Source organism: Exiguobacterium sp. BMC-KP, from assembly GCF_001275385.1.
Lineage (GTDB): Bacteria > Bacillota > Bacilli > Exiguobacteriales > Exiguobacteriaceae > Exiguobacterium_A.
Genome location: NZ_LGIW01000015.1, coordinates 126109 through 151655, shown reverse-complemented (window position 1 = coordinate 151655; position 25547 = coordinate 126109). Strand labels below are relative to the sequence as shown.

Here is a 25547-nt window from a genome sequence, read left to right as displayed (position 1 = left end):
TGGATAACTGTTTATACCAATATAAATATTTATTGTATTCTGCGAGCGTTTCGTTCGTTGGACCAAATAAGCGCACTTCACCGTACTCCAGCCAAAGAATCTTCGTACAAAAGCTTTTGACTTGATTCAAGGAATGGCTGACAAAAAAAATCGTTTTTCCTTGATCCCGGAATTCGCGCATCTTATCGAGACACTTCTCAGTGAACGTTTGATCGCCGACAGATAAGGCTTCATCGATGATCAGAATATCCGGATTAATATTGATCGAGATGGCAAAGCCGAGACGTGCCCGCATCCCACTCGAATAGGTTTTGACTGGCTGATCGATGAACTCTCCGATATCCGCGAACTCTAGAATTTCCGGTGTGATCTCCTCGATTTGCCGTTTAGTCAGTCCCATCATCAACCCTTTGAGTTCGATGTTGTCGCGACCCGTCAGTTGACTGTTCAATCCACTCGAGATAGCAATCAGTGCTGATTTCCCTCCTAGGGTGACACGTCCATATGTTGGCGGTGTAACGTTAGCGAGTAAATGGGATAACGTTGATTTCCCACTACCGTTGATCCCTACAACACCAACGATTTCACCCTCTTCAACAGAAAAAGAGACGTTTTTGAGCGCATAAAAGGATTTCCCGTTCACTTTTCCAAACAGCACTTCCTTTAATTTATCGATTGGACGCTCATAGAGCATGTACCGTTTTGATACGTTCTCAAACACGACGTGACTCATCGTTTTTCCTCCTATACATAATCAATGAAGTAGCGTCGGAAACGAATATGGACCGCTGCTCCGACGAGCAGGATACCAAGTGTCACACTCCAAAAATAAGCACCATACCAGATGTGATCCATCAAGTAACCGGTTCCGATCAAGGCAGAGCGGTATCCCTCAATCAAATAGACGAGTGGATTCAACATCAATAGCATCTTGAACAGTGAATGTTCTGGTGGAATCCACATGATTGGCGTTAAATACATCAGCATCCGAATTGCCGATGTCACCATGTTCTGGACGTCTCGAATCATCGTGGCAAGAGCCGATAATAATAACGAGACGGCATAGAGAAAGATGACGCCGGCTGGAACGATGTAAAACAACTCGAGCGTATGCCAACCCGGGAAGTATCCGAAAGCACTTCCTAAAACGATCGTTAGGACAATCATCGCAAGGTGTCGGTAAAATTGCGCCAAAATGACATATGCCGGAATCGTACTCAGCGGAAAATGCATCTTCGAGACGAGCGCGACCCGACCATAGATCGACCGAGAGCCACTTGGAATCGTACTTCCGATAAAGAACCAAGCAATCAATCCACTGACGAGCCAAAAGACGAACGGAATCCCGTCAACCGGATGTCCACCACGAATTCCGAAGCCAAATACGACCCAGTAAACACCGATTTGGAGAAGTGGCGTCATGATTTCCCAAAACCAACCAAGGTATTGCATGCTGTATTGGCTCTTTGTTTCATAAAGCGAGAGCCGAAAGATCAGATACAGATGATCTTTCAACTCTCCTCCAATCGTTCGTAACGCGTTCATATCGCTTTCGCATCCACTTCCGTCACGCGGTGTGTATGCAAGTTACCAAAGTTGAGGACCTTGACCGCATCTAGTTTACCGACAATTCCTTTTGTATCGAATAATAACGGTGTGCGCATATAATTCGCGAGACGACGAGAATCGAACTGTTTGAACTCATCATGATCGACTAAGACGAGCGCTAAATCGGCGCCTTGGATCGCTTCGATTTCATCGACGAGTTCAAAGCGTGTTGAAATTGATCGTTCGACGTGTGGGTCGCAGACAGCGACGTCGAGTCCGCGATCGAGCAACTGTTCGATGACTTCAACAGCTGGACTCTCGCGCATGTCGTCGACGTTTCCTTTATACGTCACACCGAAGACGGCGATTTTCGGACGGACACGCGAACCGACGAGACGTGCTGCTTGTTCAGCAACGAACTGCGGCATCTGCACGTTCGTTTGACGTGCTGTATGAATGATGCGTGCAAGAGATGGTGCTTTTGCGACGATGAAGTAGGGATCAACTGCGAGACAGTGCCCCCCCACACCTGGTCCCGGATGATGCAAGTTCACTCGTGGGTGCATGTTCGCCATCTCAATGACATCTAGGACATTGATTTCAAGCTGATGACACACTTGCGTTAATTCATTCGCTAATGCGATGTTGACATCACGGAACGTATTTTCCATCAACTTCGACATTTCGGCTGTTTTTGCGTCTGTCCGCACGATTTCACCTTGAACAAACGTTTCGTAGACGGCAGCACCTGCCTCTGCACACGCTGGCGTTAATCCACCAACGATCCGGTTGTTATGAATAAGTTCATGTAAGATTTGTCCTGGCAAGACACGTTCAGGGCAATGGACAACATAAATGTCCTCACCAATCGTAAATCCTGCTGCTTCAATCAAGGGACGAACATGATCATCCATTGTCCGAGGGGCAATCGTCGATTCAACGATGACGACATTTCCTTTTTCAAGGAATGGCAACATATTGTTAACGGCAGAAATGACATATTTCAAATCGCATGATTTATACGTATCGTTTAAATTTGGTGTTGGAACGGCGATTAAGAAGACATCTGCTCGTTCCGGCGTGAGTGTCGCCCGGAATTTTCCGCTTGCGACGACTCGTTTGATGACATCCTCGAGTCCTGGTTCTTCAATGTGAATCGTTCCTGTGTTGAGAAGATTGACGATTTGAGGATCGATGTCGACACCTACGACTTCCGTGCCGTGATCCGCGAACATCGCAGAAGAAGGTAATCCAATATATCCTAGTCCGATTGTACAAAGTTTCATTTTGTCATTCCTCCATCGAGTTAGTCATACTAGCCAACGAACAGTCTGTGGCTTGGCTGTATCTAGACCATAACGACATTTCCTTTGCATTCCAATGGTTCTAACCATCTCTTAAACCATTCTTCACAGAGCTTACATTTCCAGTGTTTTCTATTGTTTTTGTAAATCTTATGAAGCTTTCACGAATCCTTCATGTCTATTTCGCTAAAACAAAACGACTCGTCAGGAATCCACCTTTATTGCACGTGGATTTCCCTTCGAGTCGTTGACTATTTTTCTTAATTTGCCCTAGATCCCATTAAAATCGAGTCATATACTGCTAGAAGTCGTCCCTTTTCTTGCTCCCAGTTGTATTGTCTCCTTGCTACGCTTGCTCGCTCTTGCATCGCCCGTCGCAAGTTCTCATCCTTCACGAGACGATTGACCGCTGCAGCAATGCTCTGTGGAGATTCAACATCAACGATTAATCCAATCCCTTCAGTTTCGACGACATGACGGATTTCCGGTAAATCAGCTGCGATGACAGGAATCAACGCCGCCATGTATTCGAATAGTTTATTCGAAGAAGCGGAATAATGATTGAAGCAGATGTTCTGAAGGACTTGAAAGCCGACCGTCGCTGCTGCCGTATAACTTGGTAATTCGGCAAGTGGAACCTTATCAATGAAGCGGATGCGAGATTTTTCCGATGATTGCGTAGCCAGTTGCATCAGCTTTCCTTTTAACTTTCCATCTCCAACGAAAATAAGTGTTCCTCGATCGATGAACGGCATTGCTTCAATGAGTCGCTCCAGTCCACGTCCTTCTTGGATCCCGCCTTGATACAACAAAATCGGCTCGTCTGGTGCGAGCGCTAACTCTTCGTGTAACGGTCGCGGTTGCGGAACAATCGGTTCGTAAAATGGATAATTGTGCAAGACGGATGGTCGGGTTCCATATAATTTTTGATGATAATCTGCACGCGTATCATTTTCAACGATGGTCTGATCGACGAATCGAAGCAACCAGCGTTCTAATTTCCCTTGCATGCTACCATAGCCTGTCCGATCGGTCTGGACTTCATGCGAGTCATAGACGATTTGTGCACCACGCGCCGCTCCAATCGCTTGTGGTAACGTATTGACATCGTTCGCATGCATGACATCATACTCATGCTTCCGCGCAGCACGCGTCATGCGTAGAATCCCGAAACTATTGTACAAGGCGTAACGGACAAAACGACTTCGCATCAACAAAAAGAGTACGAGTCCGATTGGAATCAACCAAGGTGCGAGAAGTGCGCCGAGCAATCCGACAGCAAGCGTCAGCTTCTTTTGTTTTCGAAAGAATGGAAGCCACTTCGCAAACGGTGGCGTCCGATCGATTCGAATGACGCGAAATCCAGATACCAGATACTCGATTCCGGGTAACGTTCCGTCATTTAAGCAATATAGATCAACACGATGTCCTACTTCGACGAGAGCCGTACATTCTCGCAATACCCGCGCATCGTTCGTAAACGTGTTCCAGACGAACATTCCGATTCGTTTCATTCTGCCACCTCCACTTGTGCTCGTGTTTGTCGGATTGCCGCAAAGAGACGCTGTTCATTTCGTTCCCAGTCAAAGTGTTCTTGAACGTAAGCCACTCCGGCTTTTCCCATCGCTGCGCGTTTTTCTGGATTTCGCGACAACTCGAGAATATGATCGACGATCTCCTGTTTTTTACGCTTTACTGAGACGTAACCAGCTCCAGCCTCCTCGATAACATACGCAGCATGTCCCGATACCGCTCCAACGATCGCACATCCCATTGCCATATAATCAATGATCTTTCCAGGTGTGACCGTATCGAATGCTGTACTCTCAACAAGTGTCGCAAACGCAATGTCACTCTTTGCAAGTTGTTTTAATGCATCCCAGCGCGGCATCGCATCAAGGAATTCGATATTTGTCAATCCACGCTCCTTGACCAGCTTCTCAAACGTCTGCTTGTGGTAACCGTAACCAACGACTTGAAAACAGATATTTTGTTCCTTTTGAAGTGATTCTGCAACGTCAAGCAACAAGAAGACATCTTGAGCGAGACCGATGTTCCCTGTATAGACGACGCGGACTTGGTCTGATACTTTACGACGTTTGATCAACCATTCATTCTCCTCGATCGAGTTCGGGATGTAATGAATTTTTTCAGGAGCAATGCCCCGTCCTTCGATATATGATCGAAATCCTTCACTATTGATGACCAATTGATCAGCTTGCCGATACATCCACTTTTCAAGCCAGTAGAGTGGCGTGAGTAATAAACGCGATTTCGTGATTCCAACACCAATCAGTGACTCCGGCCATAAATCACGTACATCTAGAATCAAGGGAGCCCGTTTGACGTGTTTTGCGACAACACCAACGAGTCCCATGAAGATCGACGGAGTCGTCGCATAGATATAAGCGTACGTATTCGAATCATGACGTACTTCTTGGACAGCGAGTACGAACTGTTCAACGAATAAACGTAGACGTCGCCAGAGGTTCGTCGTCGCTCGAACATCTCGCGGCTGGATTCGTGTCACGTGTGCTGTATCAAGACTCGGTTCATCCCAAAACATCGAGTCTGTGTAAAGTTCTGCCGTTGGATAAAGTGGTTCTGATGTCAGAACGTGGACATCACTACCTGCCTGCTCGATCCGTTTAAAGATGTTTTTCATCCGGTTCGCAGCACTGCCGATTTCCGGATAGAAATTTTGACAAATCATAAGAACATTCATCGACGACTCCGGCGTTGTTTGAGTTGGCCCCTGAACTTCCAGTAGCGAACGACGAGTTTTCCGAGTTTTGACCGCGCGAGAGACCGGTATTTTAATTTCCATGATGCATTCGCCTCCAGCAATTCTAGATTTGATACTAGTGACCCTTCGAACCGATCGAGCAATACCGTATATTGTTCTTCGAGTACTTTATACTGCTCCAGTTGATTCTGGAGTTGCTGTTCACGTAGGAGGAGTTCTGCTTGCACGTCTTCGAGTTGATTTGTCTGCTCCTCTAGACTGCGAACTTTCTGCTCCTGATGCTGTTGCTTACGTTTTAAGTCAATGATAGTTGCAAGATGTAGTCGTTCCACTTCTTCAAACGCCTTCTCCAACCAGTCGACTTCCGATGGTTGAATCGATCGACCGGACTTTTGCTCTCTATAGACTTGAATCGTAATGCCGAGCCATTTATCGATTCTCTCTACCGTCTCGACTTTGCCAAACGGCGTCAATTGCTCAAGTAAACGATTTAAATAATAAGTTCGTTTATGGTCGGCATAGTCATTAACTCCAAACGGAACTGTAATGACAAGTCGTCCTTCTGGTGCGATAAAGGAGACGGCGCGTGCAATGAAGCGTTCCGGTTCTCCAATATGTTCCAGTACTTCTGTCATCAAAACCGTATCAAATTGAATATCAGATGCAAAAGCCATGATATTTGCTTCGTTAAACTCGATCTTTTCTTGTACGGACGCTGGTTCCTCGAGTAACGCTTGCTTTGCTTCAATAATTGCCTCCGGTAACACATCGATTCCAACGACATGTTTTCCTTCTCGTCCAAGTAAAATCGGAACGATTCCTCCTGAACAACCAATATCTAAAATGTTCTCCCCCTTAGCTTGGCGAACAACCCAGTGCACACGTGCACGTACTCTTTTACCAAAAGCGCCACCTAACTGATCATAATAGGCAGCTCGGATTTCGTCTTTTGGTCGTGCTGTTTTGATTGATGCCATCATTTCTGCACCTCCTCGAGTAATAAATGTTGAAGACGATCCGTCTTTTGTTGATCCGCAAGGTCCATGAATTGGCGAATCAACGGATTCGTTATCGTAATCGGTTCATAGAAGCCGATGATCGTGCGCAACAAGGCAACACTCGGTGCAAAATCCTTATCACTGCAGTAGCGCAACTTGACGAGATACCAATACTCAAAGAAGTGCTCGAATCGTGTGTCCTTGTATTCTTCCAGTACACCGTATCGAGCGAATTTTTCCGCACGTGCCCGTTCCCGGACGACACTTCGTTCGAAGAATTTCACCGTCAATGCATTGACTGTCGAACCCGCCACTGCCGCATAATAATAATGAATGACTCGATTGACGAGTAAGACACGCTTTGCACGTAACATCAACTCTTGGAAGAATAGCGAGTCCTGACCGACCGCACCGACGACTTGCTCCAATTGATGTTCAAGGAGAAACGTACGACGTACGACGAGTGCTTGAATGCTCTGGACAGCAAAGCGATGTTTCATCAAGAAAGCTTTCGGATCTTCACACGTCACGCGCCCTTGTTTGCGGATCGTTGGAAGAGCGATGATACTCGTCTTCTCAGCGAGTTTTTTCATATGTCCGACAGCAAAATCGAGTGTTGGATCTTCTTCTAGTTCTTGAAGCAACAAGGCATAACGATCACTAAGCACCTCGTTATCTGGATCAAGGAACGTCACATATTCAGCTCGTGCCATTTCCACCCCTTTATTACGCGGACGTGAAGCGCTTCCGCTTCCTCCAATCTCAAAAAAATAGGTTCTGACGTTCTCATGTCGTCGGGCAAGACGTTCCACGGCTTGTCGCGTCGCTAGATCCGTTGATCCATCATCTACGAGTAGAATCTCAGATTCTATAAATCGATCCATTCGTTTCAAACTTGCAAAACATTTATACGTGAGGTGTTTACCGTTATTGTAGATCGGTACGACGACTGACAATTGTGGCGATTGATCAGTCGGAACTACCGCTTGCTCATTCCATTCAAGCGTATCGAGTAGTAGCGTCTTCCCACTTAGTTCGTCTGCTTGGAACATATCAAACGCAATATCTGCCCGCCAGACGATCGTACCGTTTCGACTTCCGCTTTCTTCGTATAGTTGATATGGATGTTGACTCCCTTTTCGGACGATGCTCGCATCGCTATATTTAAAGCCATTGACGAGATCCTCCAAATAATACTCCCCGTATGATTCCTGTTCATCCATCCAAGCGACAAGATCGGCTTGATTGTAAAGTTGATCCGTCAACGCATCCGCTGAGATGATTTCGTCTGGTGTAATACTTTGACCTTCAATCGTCTGGCGAATTCCTTCTCCGTCTCTAGCAATGACAACAAGCAAACGACGTTTCTGTATCTCAGGTACTTGTCCAATCAAGGCTAAAATCTGATCCATCCGTTCAAAGACCGTGTGATTGGTCATGACAGCGCGAAGTCCTTCTGCCCTTAACCGTTCGATGTCTTCTTGTGATGTTCTTTCTAAAATTGCTGTTGCTTCCTGTGCATCGTGGACCGTAAAGATGTTCGGAAACTCATTATTGACTGCGATGCTATAATTCGACAGGATCAAATTTCCAAGTGCTTGCGATTCATAGACGCGACGAGCACACATCGTTTTACTGTATTTGATACTGTTCAGATTCAAGACCCAGTCATAACATTTACTGACTTGTTGTAAAGCATCATAAGGAATCGCTGGTGCAACCCGTGATTGATAACGTTCTGGAAATTGATACGCCAGTAAGTCGAGATGATAATTCCGATCCACGATATCGAGTTTGTGTGACGATTGCATCACACCATCAAACAGCATCTCCGTATCTTTGACCCGCTCGGGATATTTTGCCATCCAACTCCCAGCAAACAGAACCCCTTTCTTCCGACTGCGTGTCGCTCCAATCGGATTATGAATCAGTGGGTTGATTCCGAACGGCATCGCCATGATTCGATCATGCCCGCATAAGACACGATACTCAGGAATCATTGCTTCGTCTGAAGTTAATACGTAATCTGCAGCTTGCGCTACATCTTGAAAGCGTTCATAATTGCTTGGATCTTCGGTTGATTGAAAGACAACCGGGACTCCTTTCGCTTTGACTTCTTGCATCATCGAAAGTAAACGTTGTCGCTTTTTGGATTGTGGTGTCGCAATTCCTTTCCAATCGTCGTTCCGAAGTCCTTTCCAAGAAGAAACCACTAAAAATAGATCAATTGGTCGTTTGAAGACATCATCGAATGTATCTGAATTAACGTAATGGAGATGAACAGCATCTTCATAGTAGGCATACATGAATTCAGAACAAACAATGGCCATCTCGATTGGTCGTTTTTCATAATATCGTGTCGTCGTTCGTATCGGAATACGCGAGACATCTAACTGATCAAGTAATGATCTTTGGCTATTTTGTTGATAACGTGTCGCCGTATTTTTAGAAGTTCGAACAGTTGGAATACGAAGAACGTCCAACCCATGAAGTCGTTCGAGTGCTTCTGAACTTGCAGTCGTCTCGCTCCCGAGTCGCTTCTTCTCTTCGCGGACCCAGCTTAGTTGTTGCATGACTTGTCGTTTCCATTTTTGATCACTCACACGTAAACACCCTTCCTCTTTTCAACTCTTTCTTAGTTTACGGAAGCAGTTCAAAGGCTACTTGAAGGACTTACAAGGTTTTTGTAAAGACTTAGTGAAGCTTTTTTGGATTTTCCTTACATTCCATTTCAGTCAACCTGTATTTCCTAGGAAATCGACCAGTTTCGCTTTCTTGTTCGTGGAACTCATTTACGTTTTTCCAAAAACGAATGCTGTACACTCTCATTGTTTCGGAATTAAAAAACGGGGAAATGTTACTACGTACTGACAAAAGGAGATGACAGGACATGTTACATGAAAAAAACCATGATTTACCTGATGAAAAAGCAGACGTCGGTCTTCACCCAGATCCTGATCCAGCCGAGACATCGGATCCAGGGATCAAACCTGCGGAAACACAGCATCCGGATCCTGATCCGGATGAACTTGAACGCGATCGAAAAGATTCATGAATATCACGCCATAGAAAAAGAGGTTGCGGAATGATTCCGCAACCTCTTTTTCTATGCTTATTTGACTTTTACTAAGAGTTTTCCTGTATTTGATCCATCAAACAGTCCGAGGAAAGCATCTGGTACACGATCGAAACCTTCAAAAATTGTCTCTTCGTATTGTAATTTACCTTCACTGACCCATTGCCCCAGTTGTTCAGCAGCTTCTTTGAATCGTTTACCGTAGTCACCGACTAAGAAGCCTTGCATGCGTGCACGCGCAATGATTAATTTCGATTGAACGCGTGGACCGATGTCCTCTTGTGCATTATAGCCTGAAATGGCACCACAGACTGGTACACGCGCGAATGGATTGAGTCGATCCAGAACCGCATCACCGATCTCACCACCGACATTTTCAAAATAGACATCGATGCCGTCTGGACATGTCCGGTCTAACGCTTCCCGGATGTCTTCCGTTTTATAGTTAATGACTTCATCAAAGCCCAGGTCTGCTTTTAAGTGCTGTAACTTTTCATCACTTCCTGCAATCCCGACGACTCGTGCCCCTTTAATTTTCGCGATTTGACCGACGATCGAGCCGACAGCCCCTGCTGCTGCCGATACGACGACCGTTTCCCCTGGTTGTGGATTCCCGATATCAAGTAATCCGAAATATGCTGTCATTCCTGTCATTCCGAGAACACCGAGCGCCGTCGAGATTGGTGCGATCTGTTCATCGATTTTACGAACGGTTTTCGCATCGACGATCATCTTCGTTGCCCAATCGAGCATCCCGACGACGACATCACCTGACTTGAGCGCTTCACTTTTAGACGCGATGACACGTGCTACGACTCCTCCGTGAATCGGCTCATCAATCTCAAACGGTTGTGAATAAGAGCGTGCATCGTTCATACGCCCCCGCATATATGGATCCACCGAGATATAGAGTGACTCTAGTGCGACTTGCCCTTCTTGTAACTCTGCTAACTCAAATGATTCATAACGGAATGTTTCCCCTGTTGGCTTTCCGTTTGGTCGTGCCGCTAATACGATACGTTGTTCTGACATGATTCATGACCTCCTCATTCAATGTACTTCTTCACTGTAACAATTCCGTTTCTGAAAGACGAATCCTTTGCTTGTTTGGAATTTTCTAACTTTTTCTTGACGTCCTTCTGTTCTTACCGTAAGATAAAACACAATTCATAACTTTTATACTGTTATGCACAAAAGCATTACATGAGGAGAGGACTTGTATGGAATCATCTATTTTGCGTCATCCACGTCAATTTGCAGTCCATGTTTTAAACGGACTCAGTATCGGAATTCTCGTCGCCCTTATTCCAGGAGCATTACTTGGTGAGCTTGCTAAGGCATTGTTGCCATACATTTCCGGTGCCCAACACGTTTTAGATGCCACAACACTCGCGATGCGACTTTTACCGATGGTGATTGGCGTTGCCGTAGCGATGCAATTTAAAATGACACCGATTGCCACCACGTCGATCGGCCTTGCGACTGTCGTCGGATCAGGCGTTGCGACTCGTGCAGATGCGACCTTCGTTTTCGTCGGTACAGGTGACGTCATTAATGCCGGACTGACGGCAGCTGTTGCTACAGCAATCGTCTTATTGATTGGTGAACGTTTCAAGACGTATACGGTCCTTGTCATGCCAACGATTTTGATTGTCGGTGCCGGTGGAATCGGTGTCCTGACGTATCCGTTCGTTACACGGATCACGGCAGCGATCGGACATGTCATCTCAGACTTTACGGCACTTCAACCCGTCTTGATGGGCATTCTGATTGCCGTCGCCTTTTCTGTTCTCATCGTCTCTCCACTTTCGACGGTCGGTATTGCAACGGCGATCAGTTTATCCGGAGTTGCTGCCGGAGCTGCGAATCTAGGTGTCTGTGCCGCCGGGTTCGGTCTTGCGATTGCCGGTTGGCAAGCGAATTCACGCGGAACATCAATCGCTCACTTTCTCGGTTCTCCTAAAATCCAGATGGCGAACTTCATCCGAAACCCATTGATGATCCTTCCTGTCATGTGTAGCGCTGCAATCCTCGGTGCACTAGCAGGTATGCTCGGTGTTCAAGGTACACCGTTTAGTGCCGGATTCGGAATGTCCGGTTTAATCGGCCCAATCAATGCGTTACACCTGATGTCAGGCGGCTGGACCATGTTTAATATGACATTTGTGCTAGGTCTTTTTATCGTCTTGCCTGTCATTCTCTGTTTATTGTTCCACTTACTCTTCCGAAAGTTCCGTCCATGGATGAGTCCAGAACCATACCGACTCGATTTCGAGTAAGTGCATCTTGATTAATTTTAACTACTAAAAAGCCAAGCCGACCGTCTGAAGAAACAACGTGTCTAGCTTGGCTTTTTACTTATTTATTTTTCGATCACCGATAACAATTCGAGCGGTGTCTCAATGACATAATCTGCCGAATCCCATTCGGCTTGCGTACCAAAACCATATTGACACAAGACGACCGGCATATCCTCCTTACGAGCCGCTTCAACATCAGAAGACCGATCCCCAATCATCCAGTAAGATCCTTCTCCAAACTCCTCCAGGTGAGCGCGTAAGATATCCGCTTTTTCTTTTCCATTGACCGACTCCAAACATTTCGGACTCGTGAAGAACGAGCGAATTTCCTGACTATCAAGTACAAGGTTTAGATAGTGGTTACCACAATTACTTGCGGTCGAGACTGTATGTCCCGCTGAAACAAGAGCTTGCAATAATGATCGAATTCCGTCAAATAAGACATTCTGTTCAGCCATCGTTTCTTCTAAATGTCCATGTCTCTTTTTTCGAATTAAACGAATATCTTCTTCTGAAGCTTCTGGAATCGCTTTGCGCCAAAAGGCACTTCCTGCAAGACCATAGCTTGCTTGTACACTTGCTTGCGAAGGTTTTGGAAGATGCGGCATATCATCCATCGCCCGATGAATCGCTTCTGTCATTTGTTCCGTTGAGTCAATCAATGTACCGTCAATATCGAATAAGATAATTGCCATGCTGCCACTCCTTTTACATCTCTTTTTTTGCTTTTCTTTTTTTCTGGATCAAGTAGATTACAGTAATGAGCACCCCTAGTCCAATCCAGAATACAGGATGATTGAGGTGATGCAGTTTTCGCCATTCATGACCAACGGCTTTCCCACCCCAAATGAAGATCGCCGACCAAAGAAAGAAGGAAATCGTCGTCACGACTGTAAAGGTCCAGCGCGAGACACCCGTCAGACCTGCTCCAATCGCAAAACCGATCCGCCACATCGGAGACAGAAGTAAAATATAGCGTCCCTTCGTCTCCATTTGTGTTTGAAACTGAAGCATTTTTGTTTCTGAAATCCGAAACCATTTGAACAAACGATTCAATAACCGTTCACTCCCGAACTGACCAATCGTAAAGAAGAGGTTTTGGCTAATAACGAAGCTAAGCACAGCGAGGAACAACATGAATAAGAGATTCGCTTGTGCGGTATGCACAAGATACCCTGCATACGCCAGTGGTACTTCGCTCGGTATAAAAGGAAACATGAGTGTCATCATGATCCCAATATATCCGTATGATTCCATCCAGTGATGTCCCACTTTCGCCCTCCTCTCTCTTTACCAACTATTTCTAGTGTATCGAAATTTCAAGAGGGCGTACAGGAAACGGCTCTTTTTACATACAAAAGAGCGACTTCATATTAGAAGCCGCTCTAACTGTTATTTAAATGCGAAATTAATACGCATCTTCACTTTGTAATGGTTGCGTGCGACGCTTTTGTTGCTCATCTTGCCAGTCGCTGAAACGAGTCAATTCTTCAAAAACTGTCTTTGTGACGAAAAGAATGACAGCAATATCGTCCGCAAATCCGAATCCGAGTACGAAATCAGGTACAAGGTCAATCGGTGATACGAGATAAATGAGCGCACCAATCACCTTTAAGATCGTCGTACGACGAATATTACGGTATTCACCTGATTGATACGCGCGAATCATATCGACGAATAATGTGAGTGGAGAGAAGACAACGGACAAACGAGAGTTACCGTTCACCTTCGCAGTTGCTCGTTGTAACAACGAATTCGTCTTTTTCGGACGATCGATATAATCCTTTGCTTCTTCAGCATACTGATGTTCTTGTTTTTCTAATTGTTGATTCGAAAATTTCATGGCTTATTATCCCCCATTCTAAAATAACTTCAACGCTTTTATCTTTCCCTGATCCTACGGATGATAATCCTGTCAGGTTTCAGGACAAGACAGAACGGTAAAAAAGGGAGAGAAGTGCTACAGAAAGGATGATTTTTATGAACCATGTCAATCAAACCGTTATCATTACCGGAGCTGCGAATGGGATTGGTGCGGAACTCGCACGAACCTATGCCGCTCAAGGCGCAAACGTCGTTCTCGCCGATATCGATCAGATGACCGGAGACGAACTAGTTCAACAAATTGAAGAAGATGGAGGCACCGCCTACTTCTATCACCTCGATATCCAACACGAAAAAGACGTGCAACTGTTGATTGAAAAAGCGATTGAACATACTGGTCGCATTGATATCGTCATCAACAATGCCGGCATCATGATTCGAAAACCATTACTCGAACTATCGCTTGAAGAATGGGATCGGGTTCATCATACGAATCTGCGCAGTATTTTCCTGACGACGAAAGCAGCAACCCCCTATTTGAAACAAAGTAAAACTGGTGGTCGGATTGTCAACCTTGCTTCGACCCGTGCCTTCATGTCAGAACCCCACACGGAATCCTACGCCTCGACGAAAGGCGGCATTTTTGCATTGACGCATGCACTCGCTGTCTCACTCGGAGAAGATGGTATTCTTGTCAACGCAATCGCACCTGGATGGATCGAAACCGGTGACTATCAAGAGCTGTCACCTGAAGACCATAGTCAACATCCAGCCGGTCGCGTCGGAAAACCAAGTGATGTCGCGCGTGCCGCTCTTTATTTGACGCATCCAGATAACGACTTCTTGACGGGAGAAACACTCGTCCTAGACGGCGGTATGACACGAAAGATGATTTACGAAGAATGATACATGAAGAGTGCCTGATTTAGGCACTCTATTATTATTTTCATTCACAAAACTTTTCTAATACCTTTTTTAAACATTTATAAACACTCTCTTTATATGATGTTACAAAAATATATCTCCTGACATCATTCAGAAATTAATAAATTCTACTTCTAAATTTCCTTATGTACCAACGGTTTTTAAATGTGATTTTATTTTCTCATTATTATTTTCATAAATTCTTCATACTTTCCGCTAGCTTCTCTTGCATTTTTTTAAAAGAATTGTAAAGTTGAATTTCCGGTTTTCTTGTTAGAGTGGGAAAGGTAACACTTCACAAGGGAAAGGAATGACGCTTACTTTATGAAACGACCTTTCGGAAAGTCACTTGGGCTATCACTCATGACACTTACTTTACTTGCCAGTCCGCTCATGACGACAACTAATGTCAATGCGGCAAGTTCATATAAAGAGAAGCAACAACAAAACCAACAACAACAATCGAAACAACGTGACGCGTTGTCTCAAAAAAATAATCAATTATCTAAAGCACAGCAACAAGTGTATGCACTCGATCAACAAATCAATGGACTGACATTACAAGTCGTGGAGAATCAAAAGAAGATCGACGAAAACACAAAACAAATCGCTCGTCTCGAAGATAAAATCGAGAAGTTACAAAAGAAAATCAAGAAACAAGAAAAAATGCTCGGTGATCGTCTGGCCGTTCGTCAGTCTAAAGCCGATAACGCTCCCCTACTCGAAGCCGTGTTCGGAGCAAAAGATGTTGGTGATATGATCAGCCGCTTCAATGCCTTCAATACGATTGCGGAAAGCGATGCTTCTTTATTAAAAGATTACGAATCAAACAAAAAAGAACTGGCAGCTGCGAAAGAAGAATTGAAACAGACACGTCAAGACTTGATTGAAGATCGTAATGTTTTAAAAAAGAAACAACGTGAACTCAAAGAAGAAAAACAAAAACGAACAGCGCTATTGAAACGTCTGACATCGCAAAAGAAAAAAATCGAATCTAACATCCTCAGCCTGAAAGAGGCATCGGCCCAACTGAAGGCACAGGAAGAAGCAGAAAAAGCTGCAGCACGTGCCGCAGCAGCAGAAAAGGCAGCAGCCGCAAAAGCTGCCAAACAATCGGCAGCGCCAGCATCTGTTAGTAAAGCCAGTACAAAAGTCATCTCAAAAGCAAAAGGTAAGTTCATCAAACCTGCTCAAGGCTCCGTCTCTCAAGGAATGGGTGCAGCAAGCGGAAGTAATGGTTACGCGTATCATAACGGAACGGACTTTGCTGGACCACTCAATTCGCCAATCGTTGCTTCAGCGAGCGGGACAGTTATTTTAGCAAGTTCAGGTGGACCTTACGGCAACCACGTCTATATCTCTCATAACATCGACGGAAAAACGTATACGACTGTGTATGCACATATGAATGCCTTGAACGTGAAACAAGGACAACAAGTCAAACAAGGACAACAAATTGGTGTGCTTGGAAGTACCGGTAACTCGACAGGTCCGCACTTGCATTTCGAAATCCATGATGGTGGGTATCAGTATGATGCAAACGGACGGACGAATGAGCTCGATCCAGAAAGTTTCTTCTAAATCGATTCAAGAAAAAGTGCACTTCTTCTCTTCCCGAGAAGGAGTGCACTTTTTGTGTGTTCATTAAATTTTGAATTGATGCGTTTGACCGTCAAGCGACGCCGTCGTCGACTCAAGTTCTTGCATCAATTGATGAATCTGCTCAAAAGATGCTTGTTGATCACGCATCGAAGCTGCAACCTCTTCATTTCCAGCTGCGAGTTCTTCCATGACACCACTAACTGTACTGACTTGACCAACGACATGACGCGCCTGTTGTTTCGAGTGCACAAGTTGCTTTGTTACATAATCGAGTGTTTCCGTCACACTCGCTACTTTTTGACGCGTTTCACCAAAAGCTTGCTGGACGTGCGTAAAATTCTCAACCTGATTCGTCTGTTCTCGCTCTGCTTGAACGAGTGCTTCTTGTAAAATTGCACCATCCTGGCGAATCGAACGGACAAGCGAGAAGATTGAACGCGTCGCTTCATGTGTCTCATCTGCTAACTTTTTAACTTCACTCGCAACGACAGCAAATCCACGACCAGCTTCCCCAGCCCGTGCCGCTTCGATCGCCGCATTAAGTGACAATAAATTCGTCTGCGCGGAGACTCCAGCGACGAGTTGCGCCATCTGCTCAATTTGTTGCGTCTGCTCTAAGAAACCTTCCAGTTTCTGACCGAGTTCGCGATTTTGTTCAGTAGACGCCCGTAATGATGCAGCCTGTTGTTCCATAACGGAACTACTTTGAACCATTACTTGATCGGCTGCCTGTCCTTCTGCATAAGCGGTTTGAGCACGTTGTTCACTCTCTTCAAAGAGCTGTTGCATATCAGACATCGTACTGACCGTCGTCTGGATGTCATCCGACACTGTTTGTGTCCCACTTGCCATCTCGTTGATTGCATGTGTCATGTTACCCGATACTTCAACGATATTCGCGTTCTCTGTCGTCGCTTCCGTACTCATCTGACGAATCGTATTCGACGAACGACTGATCGTTCCGATGACTTCGTGTAACGTTCCTTGCATTTGTGCAACAGCTGTCTCAAGTCGACCAATCTCATCTTTTCGACCAGAAACAACTAGTTCTTGCGACAAGTCTCCGTCTGAAATTTGCTCAGCAGTTCGAACGACACGGCTGATCGGTCGCGTGATACTGCGTGCGAAGTACCAGTTATACAGCGCGAGACCAACCAATAAGACGAATGTCGCAATGAGGACGGTTCTTGTTAGATTCAATGTTTCGTCTTTTGCTTCACGTTGTAAGACATCGTAAAATTCTCCGTTTTTCGTGTGTAATGTATATAGATCACTGAGAACCCCTTCAATCTGTGCAGCGTGCGAGCGAATCTCAATCGGATTCATCGCATCCGTCAGTTCCGTTCGTTTCGCCGCAAGCGTCTTATATTTCATATCTGCTCGGTTCAACTCTTCTTGGAATGCCGGAATCAAATACGTCTTCTGTAACTCGTTTAATGCCTGTTCGTTCTTTTTACTCAGTGCCTGTACCTGCTCCGATTGACTCTCAGACGGTTGGCTGGCTAATCGATTCCATGCTGCCTGTTCGTATAAGAGCTTCGTTTCAAGCTCTGAGATCTCAACGAGCTGTTTCCCGTAGTCTTCGTTGTAAGACTGAATTTGACGGAGTTGGAATAACGTCCATCCCATCAAGATGACGACACTCAAAATCGTCACTAACGTTGAAAGTAAAAATCGTTTCCGTAACGTCATTGGATCGTCACCTTACCTTCGAGCACATCTTGCTGCAGCTGCTCTAATTTTTTTAGTTCTTCGTCCGTAAAGTTCGTGTTTCGAATCGGAGCTAATTGAATCGCTCCTTCTTTGACGCCAAGGACGACTTGTCCTGCTTGTAGCCCTTTCGAAGCCACATCTTGTCCAATTTTCGTAATAGCAAGATCAACTTGTTTTAGCATCGATGTCATGACAGCGTCAGGCGCAATCGGTGTCTGATCGCTGTCAACACCAATCGCTTTTTTCCCTTTTGTTTGTGCTGCCTCAAGAACTCCGCTGCCTGTCAACCCCGCTGCAGCGAACAATACATCTGCCTTTTTCTGCATCATCTCATTCGCAATCGTCCGTCCCTTTTCAGGTGCTGCAAAGTCTTCTGCATATTCGACGAGTACTTTTGTTTTCGGATTGACGGCTTTAGCGCCAGCTATGTATCCTTTTTCGAATTTTTCGATTAGAGGTGACTTCATTCCACCGACGAAACCAATCGTATTCGTCTTCGTTTGAATCCCTGCAGCAGCACCGGCTAAATAACTTCCTTCATCTTCTTTGAACGTTACCGAAAGGACGTTCGGTAACGTTGAAACAGCATCAATCAAGGCAAATTGTTGCTTCGGATATTTTTTTGCAACCGTTTCAAGATCCGTTTGTCCCATGAATCCAAGCCCGACGATCACGGTCGGCTTCTTCTTTGCTAACGCTTCAAATGCTGCTTTATAGGTCTTCGTTTCATTCAATTCTCGATAATCGATCGACCAACCTTCCTTCTCGCGTAATAACGCCATACCACTCATTGCCGCATCACTGAACGATTGATCCCCAAGACCAACGTCAGACAAGACAACCGCCATTTCCTTTCGTTCCTTGACTGCCCGTTCTGGCTCATCAATGACACTGCCACACCCTGCAAGGCTAAGTGTCGATGCCAATATGATTCCACTCCATCGTTTCATCTATTCCACACCCTTCCGACATTCTACATCTGATTATCGGAAGCGATGTCTGACTTCTTAATACAAAATTTAAATTCAGAATAATCCCATAAAAAAACATGCCCCTCTAAAAAAGAGGGACATGTCAGATATTCTTAGTAGTCGCTATCAGACGTACCGCCTGTAACGATTGCGATTCCTGCTGATGCACCAATGCGTGATGCACCTGCATCGATCATTGCTTTTGCACCTTCGAAGTCGCGAACACCACCAGATGCTTTAACGCCGATGTCAGGACCGACTGTCTCACGCATGAGACGGATGTCTTCAACTGTTGCACCACCAGTTGAGAAACCAGTCGATGTCTTCACGAAGTTAGCACCTGCTTTAACTGAAAGTTCAGCAGCTGTTTTGATTTCTTCTTTTGTAAGAAGGCAGTTTTCGAAGATGACTTTAACGAGTGTACCGTTTGCCGCTTCGACAACCGCACGAATGTCACGCTCAACTAACTCAAGATCGCCATCTTTTAATGCGCCGATATTCAAAACCATATCGATTTCTGTTGCACCGTTTTGAATCGCATCCTTTGTTTCGAATGCTTTCACTTCTGGCGTGTTTGCGCCAAGCGGGAATCCGATGACTGTACATACTTTGACATCATCATCTGATTTTAAGAGTTCTGCTGCTAACGCGACGTATGTTGGGTTAACACAGACGCTTGCAAATTTGTATTCTAATGCTTCTTTACAGAGTGTTTCGATCTGAGCACGTGATGTTTCTGGCTTTAGTGCCGTGTGGTCGATCATTCCTGCTAAATTCATGTTTGTTGTCCTCCTTAAGGGTATCCCCTTAGACTCTATTTTTATTCTATCACGCAAGAGGTCAGACTTCTATCTTTTTACGCGACTTTTCGAAGCTGTTTTTTCCGAATCCAGACACCATTGAGCGTAAAGACAATCGCAGCTGTCCAAATACATGTAAACGCCACCATGTGTGTTTTAGTAAAGGGTTCGTGATAAAGCAATACGCCGAGCCCAAGCGATAAAGTCGGTGCGACGAATTGTAGGAATCCAACCCATGTGAATGGAATCCGCTGTGCCCCAAATCCGAATAAAAGCAACGGCACCGCCGTTACGATACCGGTCAAAATCAGTCCAGTCGTCGTTCCGATCGATTCGGTCATCGAGGACGTTCCCTGTACTTGCCAATAACTAAGGAAAATCAAGGCAAGCGGAAGCGGCGCCATCGTCTCAAGCGTCAAACTGACCGTTGATTCGAGCGGACGACGCTTTTTGACGACGCCGTAAAAACCGAAGCTTAAGGCAAGCGCAATTGAGATCCATGGAAATTCGCCGTAGCCAATCGTTAAAATTAGAACACCAATTGTCGCAAGGACAATCGATAGCCATTCAATCCGCGAGAGTTTTTCATGAAAGAAGAAGACACCAAAAACGATACTAACAAGTGGATTGATATAGTAGCCAAGTGATGCTTCGACAATGAATTGATGATTGACGGCCCAAATGTAAATGAACCAATTCAGACTGATGATCAGTCCGTTTAAGAAAAAGAGTCGACGCGTGAACGGATCGCGCAGTGCCGTCTTCCACTTTCCAAGCGCTTTTTGAAATGATAATAAGATGAGCAAAAATAAAAATGACCAGATAATCCGGTGTGCCAGTATCTCTTCACTCGGTACGTTAGCGAGCATCTTCCAGTAGAGCGGTAAGAGTCCCCAAATGATATACGCGACAAGTGTCGCAAAAAATCCCGGTAGATTCACGTAATCCCTTCTTTCGTTATGACACTTTCTTCATCCGCATCTTCCCTGCCGATAAACCGCTGATTGTAAATAAAGCAACAGCAATCCAGATGAACAGGAAGGCGATGAAGTGAATCGTCGTGAAGACGTCATTAAATAGATAAATTCCAAGGAGTAGCGTTAACGTCGGTGCAATGTACTGTAGAATTCCGACATAGACGAACGGGATTTTCGGCATCCCGTATCCGAATAACATTAATTGGACTGCTGTTGCGATTCCGAGCATGATGATCGCAAGTAACGCACTCGTTGGAATCGTTAGCGGTTGACTATCTGTCACACCAAGCGTCAAGAGAGCGAATGGTAGCGTGACGAGCGTCTCTAAAAATAGTCCAGATAATGGTTCCGCTGCCGCCTTTTTTTTCAGTACACCGTAAAACGCAAACGAAATGGCGAGCGAAAAGGCGATGATCGGAAATTGTCCGTAACCGAGCGTTAAAATCATCACACCGATTACCGCTGATAAAATCGCGATGATTTGCGGACGCGTCAGACGCTCCTTAAAAAAGATCAAGCCGAACAAGACACTGACGAGCGGATTGATATAATACCCAAGTGACGACTCAACGATATAGCCTTCCCCGATGGCATATAAATAGAGCGACCAGTTCCCACCTAATACAAGTCCTGCCGCAAGCACGGTATAACGTTGGCGTTTGTTTTGCCACAGTTGACGAACAAATCGAAACTTCTTCGTCAGTCGTAGTAACAGCGTCACGAAAATGAACGCACTTAAAATCCGGATTGAAACGACCGTCCATGCTGGAATACCAGCAGCAAATACTTTGTAGATCGGCAACAGTCCACCAATCACGTAGGCGACGAATGTCGCACTCATTCCCCGTTTATCCACGGTCATCCCCCTTATGTAAGAAGAAAGCCGCCGAGTGGCGACTTTCATTGAACCTTATTGCCCGTCAAGCGTCGTAAACAATTCGCGTAGTTCCTCTTCCGTCAAATCACGCCAAGAACCGATCGGTAAATCGCCAAGCTCGATGTTCATGATCCGGACGCGTTGGAGACGCTTGACCCGGTAGCCGAACTCTTTACACATACGGCGAATCTGACGATTCAATCCTTGCGTCAAGATGATCCGGAACGTCCGTGTTTCTAGCGGCTCAACAATACACTCCTTCGTTGTCGTACCGAGAATGTCAACACCACTCGCCATGCCTTGAATGAACGTATCCGTAATCGGTGCATCGACGGTTACGATATATTCTTTATCGTGATTGTTTTCTGCTCGTAAGATCCGGTTAACGACATCACCATCGTTCGTCAAAAGAATCAAGCCGTCTGAATCTTTATCGAGACGACCAATCGGGAAAATCCGCTTCGGATGATTGACGAAATCGATGATATTTCCTTCAATATCAAGCTCCGTCGTACACGTGATGCCGACTGGTTTATTTAAGACGATGTAGACGGGCTTTGGTTTTGTCTGGAGCGGCTGACCATCAATTTCAACGACGTCCGTTTCTTCAGCTTGCGAGCCGAGTTCTGCTGTCAGACCGTTGATCGTCACACGACCTGCATCGACCAGTTTATCGGCAGCACGCCTTGAGCAAAAGCCTGTCTCGCTAATGAATTTGTTGATTCGCATGAATGATATCCTCTTTCCTTAATTGAACTGTATTCAGTGTAGCGCATTCCTGAAATGAAAACAAAAAAAGTGGCAAAGAAAACCAGAGGTTCCCTTTGCCCTTTCGATTAGACTGCAGCGTCTTTTAATGTCTGCATGATTCGAACGAATTGACCATCGTTCATCGGATAGCCCGCTTTCGTGATTTTAACACGAACGAGTTGCCCAATCATCGACTCATCGCCTTCGATTGCGACACGCAGATAGTTATCTGTGTAACCGACAAGACGACCGCCTGCTTCTTCCGAAAATTCTTCCGGAATGATTTCAAGCAGTTCCCCTTCGTATTTCGAGGCATATTCCTTCGCGAGTTGATCCGATAAGGCAATCAAACGCGCGACGCGCTCTTCCTTGATTGATTCCTCGACTTGATCGTCCATCATCGCAGCTGGTGTCCCTGTTCGTTTCGAGTACGGGAAAACATGCAACTCACTGAACTTATGATCGTTGATGAAGTTGAACGTTTCCATGAACTCTTCTTCCGTTTCACCTGGGAAACCGACGATGACATCTGACGTGATCGCACAGTCAGGTAGGACTTCTTTCAGACGCGTAATCCGTTCTCCGAACTCCGCCATCGTATACTTCCGGCGCATCCGGCGCAGGACCGTATCAGATGCGGACTGAATCGGAACGTGCAAGTGACGAACGACAATCGGTGAATCCTTCAAGACATCGAGGACCTCATCCGTGATTTGACTCGCTTCGATCGACGAAATCCGCAAACGTTCGAGTCCATTGACAGATTCAAGTGCTTTCAGTAATTTCGCTAAGTTGTAGTCTTTCAAGTCCTCTCCGTATCCACCTGTATGGATTCCCGTTAAGACGATTTCTTTATAACCCGCATCAACGAGCTGTTGTGCTTGCTTCAAGACATCTTCTGGTTGACGAGAGCGCATGAGACCACGCGCCCATGGAATGATACAGAATGTACAGAAATTGTTACAACCTTCTTGAATTTTCAGAGAAGCTCGTGTCCGGTCCGTAAAGGCCGGTACATCCAATTCTTCATAGACTTTTGCTTTCATGATGTTTCCGACCGCATTGATTGGCATGCGTTCTTCACGGAATTGTTCGATGTATCCAATCATTTTATGCCGATCTTGAGTTCCGACGACGACATCGACGCCAGGAATCGCCATGATTTCAGCAGGAGATGTTTGGGCATAACAGCCCGTTACGCAGATGACACTATCCGGATTTTGGCGAATCGCCCGTCGGATGACTTGACGACTTTTCTTATCTCCGGTATTCGTAACCGTACATGTATTGACGACATAAACGTCCGCATGATCAGCAAAATCAACGCGTGCGTAGCCAGCGTCCTTGAACAGTTGCCAGACAGCTTCTGTTTCGTAGTGGTTGACTTTACAGCCAAGCGTTTGAAAGGCAACAGTTGCCATTTCGTTCACCCTTTCAATTCAAAATGATACGAGACGGCGGAAAGGACATAAAATGGTGCCGTTTCCGTCCGTAAGATGCGGCGCCCTAGAGCGGCTTGTTTAAAACCAGCTTCCGCTAAACGTGCGATTTCTGCTTCCGCGAACCCACCTTCAGGTCCGATGACAACAAGAAGAGAATCTCCTTCTTGTAGCCTAGCAAGCGTCGTAGCGAGAACAGAAGCCTCCCCTTGTTTCGCTGATTCTTCATAGGCAACCAGACAAGCCGTGTAGTTCGATGCATCCTGTAAGACTTCATCATACGTCACGAAGTCGACCGTCGGCAAGTGGGCACGGTACGATTGTTCCGCTGCTTCCTTGACGATTTTTTCGAGTCGTTCAATCTTTTTCGGAACCTTCTTCTGATCCCATTTCGAGACGGAACGATCAGCTTCGAAAATCCGCAAATGATGGATTCCGAGTTCCGTTGCTTTTTGCGCAACGAGTTCGATTTTATCGCCTTTTGGTAATCCATGGGCAATCGTCACACGAATCGGTAGCTCCGTCTCGATCGGTAGAGTCTCTTCGATCCGGGCAGAAGCCGCCTGTTTATCGAGTGCTTCAAGGCGGCACCGGTAAAGACCTGTTCCATCAAGCACGAGAATCTCTCCGCCGACTTCCATCCGCATGACGTTTTTCATATGATGTGCGTCGTCTTTTGGGAGATGAAAGACATCTCCCTGACGCACCGAGGGCTCGACGAAATACCGTTGCATGCGTTTACGCCTCCCGTTTTGCGATGATCGCGACCCAGTCTTCAAGCTTCGTCGTCTCGACGATCGTAAAGCCTGCTTCTTGCATTGCTTGGACGACCATATCTTTCTTCTGACTGATGATACCGGAAGCGATGAAATGTCCACCTGGTAACGTCAATGTATAGGCATCCTTAACGAAGAGGAGAATGACTTCCGCTAAGATGTTTGCGACGATCAACTCGACGGGTTCACTCAATTCCTTCATCAAGTCTCCTTGACGGACCGTGATTTGCTCACTGACTTTATTCAAGGCGACGTTTTCCGTCGCTGATTTGACAGCGACTTCGTCTAAATCGAGTGCAAAGACATCTTTTGCGCCTAGCTTCGCTGCAGCGATTGCTAAGACACCTGATCCCGTTCCGACATCGACGACACGGTCTTGCTCTTGCAAGTAGTTTTCAATCGCTTGAATACAGAGCACCGTCGTCGGGTGTGTTCCTGTTCCGAACGCCATGCCTGGATCGAGTTCGATGATCTTTTCATCCGGTTGTGGTGTGTAGTCTTCCCACATCGGAACGACCGTCAAATGGCGGCTGATCTTGACTGGCTTATAAAATTGTTTCCACGAGTGTGCCCAGTCTTCTTCATCTACTTGAGTCAGCGTGACAGCACCCGTGCCAATCGACAGACCGAAGTTCGTCAACTGTTGGATATCATGTTCGATGCCTTTGATTGTGTCCGTCAAATCGCTGCTTTCTGCAAGATACGCCTTCACGAGTACACCTTGTGTCGGATACTCGTCTCGTTTCGTCTCATCCCAAATTTCACCGAAGTTATCCTCGCGGTGGGACATCATCTCGAAATCTTCGACGTCCTCGATGACGACTCCGCTTGCTCCCGCTTCATGTAAGATGTTCGAAACTGCTTCGATGGCTTCTTGTGTCGTATGGACACAGATCTCTGACCATTTCATTTCTTGTCACGC

Annotated in this window: 23 protein-coding genes and 1 pseudogene; 4 read left to right on the top strand and 20 right to left on the bottom strand. The window is 45.8% G+C overall.

The window, feature by feature from the left end; translation table 11 throughout:
* Positions 1-28 precede the first annotated feature (28 nt).
* From ADM98_RS06275 to ADM98_RS06245, 7 genes and pseudogenes are all read right to left on the bottom strand, one after another.
* Positions 29-733: pseudogene (locus tag ADM98_RS06275) on the bottom strand (ABC transporter ATP-binding protein); the annotation flags it as partial.
* An 11-nt stretch (positions 734-744) separates the two neighbouring features.
* Positions 745-1545 carry an ABC transporter permease gene (locus ADM98_RS06270; protein ID WP_053452730.1) on the bottom strand — a complete coding sequence of 267 codons (801 nt, stop codon included), beginning with the start codon at positions 1543-1545 and terminating at the stop codon, positions 745-747.
* Positions 1542-2834 (bottom strand): nucleotide sugar dehydrogenase, encoded by a 1293-nt coding sequence (locus ADM98_RS06265; protein ID WP_053452729.1) that lies wholly within the window; start codon positions 2832-2834, stop codon positions 1542-1544. The genes ADM98_RS06270 and ADM98_RS06265 overlap by 4 nt, the downstream gene beginning before the upstream one ends.
* A gap of 278 nt (positions 2835-3112) precedes the next feature.
* Positions 3113-4366 (bottom strand): glycosyltransferase, encoded by a 1254-nt coding sequence (locus tag ADM98_RS06260; protein WP_053452728.1) that lies wholly within the window; start codon positions 4364-4366, stop codon positions 3113-3115.
* Positions 4363-5565, bottom strand: a complete 1203-nt coding sequence (locus tag ADM98_RS06255; protein WP_235504839.1) for a glycosyltransferase family 4 protein — start codon at positions 5563-5565, stop codon at positions 4363-4365. Before ADM98_RS06255 ends, ADM98_RS06260 begins: the two co-directional genes overlap by 4 nt.
* Positions 5566-5573: 8 nt before the next feature.
* Positions 5574-6578, bottom strand: coding sequence for a class I SAM-dependent methyltransferase (locus ADM98_RS06250; RefSeq protein ID WP_053452726.1), 1005 nt, complete (start codon positions 6576-6578; stop codon positions 5574-5576).
* Entirely contained in the window at positions 6575-9199 is a 2625-nt protein-coding gene (locus ADM98_RS06245; RefSeq protein ID WP_053452725.1) for a glycosyltransferase, read from the bottom strand. The genes ADM98_RS06250 and ADM98_RS06245 overlap by 4 nt, the downstream gene beginning before the upstream one ends.
* A 287-nt stretch (positions 9200-9486) precedes the next feature.
* Between ADM98_RS06245 and ADM98_RS17460 the strand changes: the two genes are divergently transcribed.
* Positions 9487-9651: a hypothetical protein gene (locus ADM98_RS17460; protein ID WP_200904890.1), complete on the top strand. Its 165-nt coding sequence runs from the start codon at positions 9487-9489 to the stop codon at positions 9649-9651.
* Between the two features lie 57 nt (positions 9652-9708).
* On the opposite strand, the gene ADM98_RS06240 is transcribed toward ADM98_RS17460, so the two are convergent.
* Positions 9709-10704: an NADP-dependent oxidoreductase gene (locus ADM98_RS06240; RefSeq protein WP_053452724.1), complete on the bottom strand. Its 996-nt coding sequence runs from the start codon at positions 10702-10704 to the stop codon at positions 9709-9711.
* Between the two features lie 188 nt (positions 10705-10892).
* On the opposite strand from ADM98_RS06240, the gene ADM98_RS06235 reads away from it, so the two are divergent.
* Positions 10893-11951: a PTS transporter subunit IIC gene (locus ADM98_RS06235; protein WP_053452723.1), complete on the top strand. Its 1059-nt coding sequence runs from the start codon at positions 10893-10895 to the stop codon at positions 11949-11951.
* Between the two features lie 83 nt (positions 11952-12034).
* Here ADM98_RS06235 and ADM98_RS06230 read toward each other — a convergent pair whose 3' ends face one another.
* The 3 genes from ADM98_RS06230 to ADM98_RS06220 form a co-directional block, all read right to left on the bottom strand.
* Entirely contained in the window at positions 12035-12667 is a 633-nt protein-coding gene (locus ADM98_RS06230) for an HAD family hydrolase (RefSeq protein ID WP_053452722.1), read from the bottom strand.
* Between the two features lie 13 nt (positions 12668-12680).
* Positions 12681-13244: a DedA family protein gene (locus tag ADM98_RS06225; RefSeq protein ID WP_235504838.1), complete on the bottom strand. Its 564-nt coding sequence runs from the start codon at positions 13242-13244 to the stop codon at positions 12681-12683.
* 136 nt (positions 13245-13380) lie between these two features.
* Positions 13381-13815: a YkvA family protein gene (locus ADM98_RS06220; RefSeq protein ID WP_053452721.1), complete on the bottom strand. Its 435-nt coding sequence runs from the start codon at positions 13813-13815 to the stop codon at positions 13381-13383.
* Between the two features lie 137 nt (positions 13816-13952).
* Between ADM98_RS06220 and ADM98_RS06215 the strand changes: the two genes are divergently transcribed.
* Both ADM98_RS06215 and ADM98_RS06210 read left to right on the top strand, forming a co-directional pair.
* Positions 13953-14702: an SDR family NAD(P)-dependent oxidoreductase gene (locus tag ADM98_RS06215; RefSeq protein WP_053452720.1), complete on the top strand. Its 750-nt coding sequence runs from the start codon at positions 13953-13955 to the stop codon at positions 14700-14702.
* A 342-nt stretch (positions 14703-15044) separates the two neighbouring features.
* The gene (locus tag ADM98_RS06210; RefSeq protein WP_053452719.1) at positions 15045-16301 is read left to right on the top strand and encodes a murein hydrolase activator EnvC family protein; all 1257 of its coding nucleotides are present in this window, start codon (positions 15045-15047) and stop codon (positions 16299-16301) included.
* A gap of 63 nt (positions 16302-16364) precedes the next feature.
* On the opposite strand, the gene ADM98_RS06205 is transcribed toward ADM98_RS06210, so the two are convergent.
* The 9 genes from ADM98_RS06205 to prmA all read right to left on the bottom strand — a co-directional run bounded on the left by ADM98_RS06205 (position 16365) and on the right by prmA (position 25535).
* The gene (locus ADM98_RS06205) at positions 16365-18014 is read right to left on the bottom strand and encodes a methyl-accepting chemotaxis protein (protein ID WP_053452718.1); all 1650 of its coding nucleotides are present in this window, start codon (positions 18012-18014) and stop codon (positions 16365-16367) included.
* A complete protein-coding gene (locus ADM98_RS06200) occupies positions 18011-18985 on the bottom strand; it encodes a BMP family lipoprotein (protein ID WP_053452717.1) in 975 nt (324 codons plus the stop codon). The genes ADM98_RS06205 and ADM98_RS06200 overlap by 4 nt, the downstream gene beginning before the upstream one ends.
* A 134-nt stretch (positions 18986-19119) precedes the next feature.
* Positions 19120-19785, bottom strand: coding sequence for a deoxyribose-phosphate aldolase (deoC, locus tag ADM98_RS06195; RefSeq protein WP_023467449.1), 666 nt, complete (start codon positions 19783-19785; stop codon positions 19120-19122).
* Between the two features lie 77 nt (positions 19786-19862).
* A complete protein-coding gene (gene rarD, locus ADM98_RS06190; protein WP_053452716.1) occupies positions 19863-20747 on the bottom strand; it encodes an EamA family transporter RarD in 885 nt (294 codons plus the stop codon).
* Between the two features lie 16 nt (positions 20748-20763).
* Complete coding sequence (gene rarD, locus ADM98_RS06185) at positions 20764-21645, bottom strand: EamA family transporter RarD (protein WP_235504837.1); 882 nt, start codon at positions 21643-21645, stop codon at positions 20764-20766.
* Between the two features lie 48 nt (positions 21646-21693).
* Entirely contained in the window at positions 21694-22389 is a 696-nt protein-coding gene (gene rluF / locus ADM98_RS06180; RefSeq protein WP_053452714.1) for a 23S rRNA pseudouridine(2604) synthase RluF, read from the bottom strand.
* Between the two features lie 107 nt (positions 22390-22496).
* Positions 22497-23831: a tRNA (N(6)-L-threonylcarbamoyladenosine(37)-C(2))-methylthiotransferase MtaB gene (mtaB, locus tag ADM98_RS06175; protein ID WP_023467445.1), complete on the bottom strand. Its 1335-nt coding sequence runs from the start codon at positions 23829-23831 to the stop codon at positions 22497-22499.
* A gap of 5 nt (positions 23832-23836) precedes the next feature.
* Positions 23837-24583, bottom strand: a complete 747-nt coding sequence (locus tag ADM98_RS06170; protein WP_053452713.1) for a 16S rRNA (uracil(1498)-N(3))-methyltransferase — start codon at positions 24581-24583, stop codon at positions 23837-23839.
* 4 nt (positions 24584-24587) lie between these two features.
* A complete protein-coding gene (gene prmA, locus ADM98_RS06165) occupies positions 24588-25535 on the bottom strand; it encodes a 50S ribosomal protein L11 methyltransferase (protein ID WP_053452712.1) in 948 nt (315 codons plus the stop codon).
* Positions 25536-25547 lie beyond the last annotated feature (12 nt).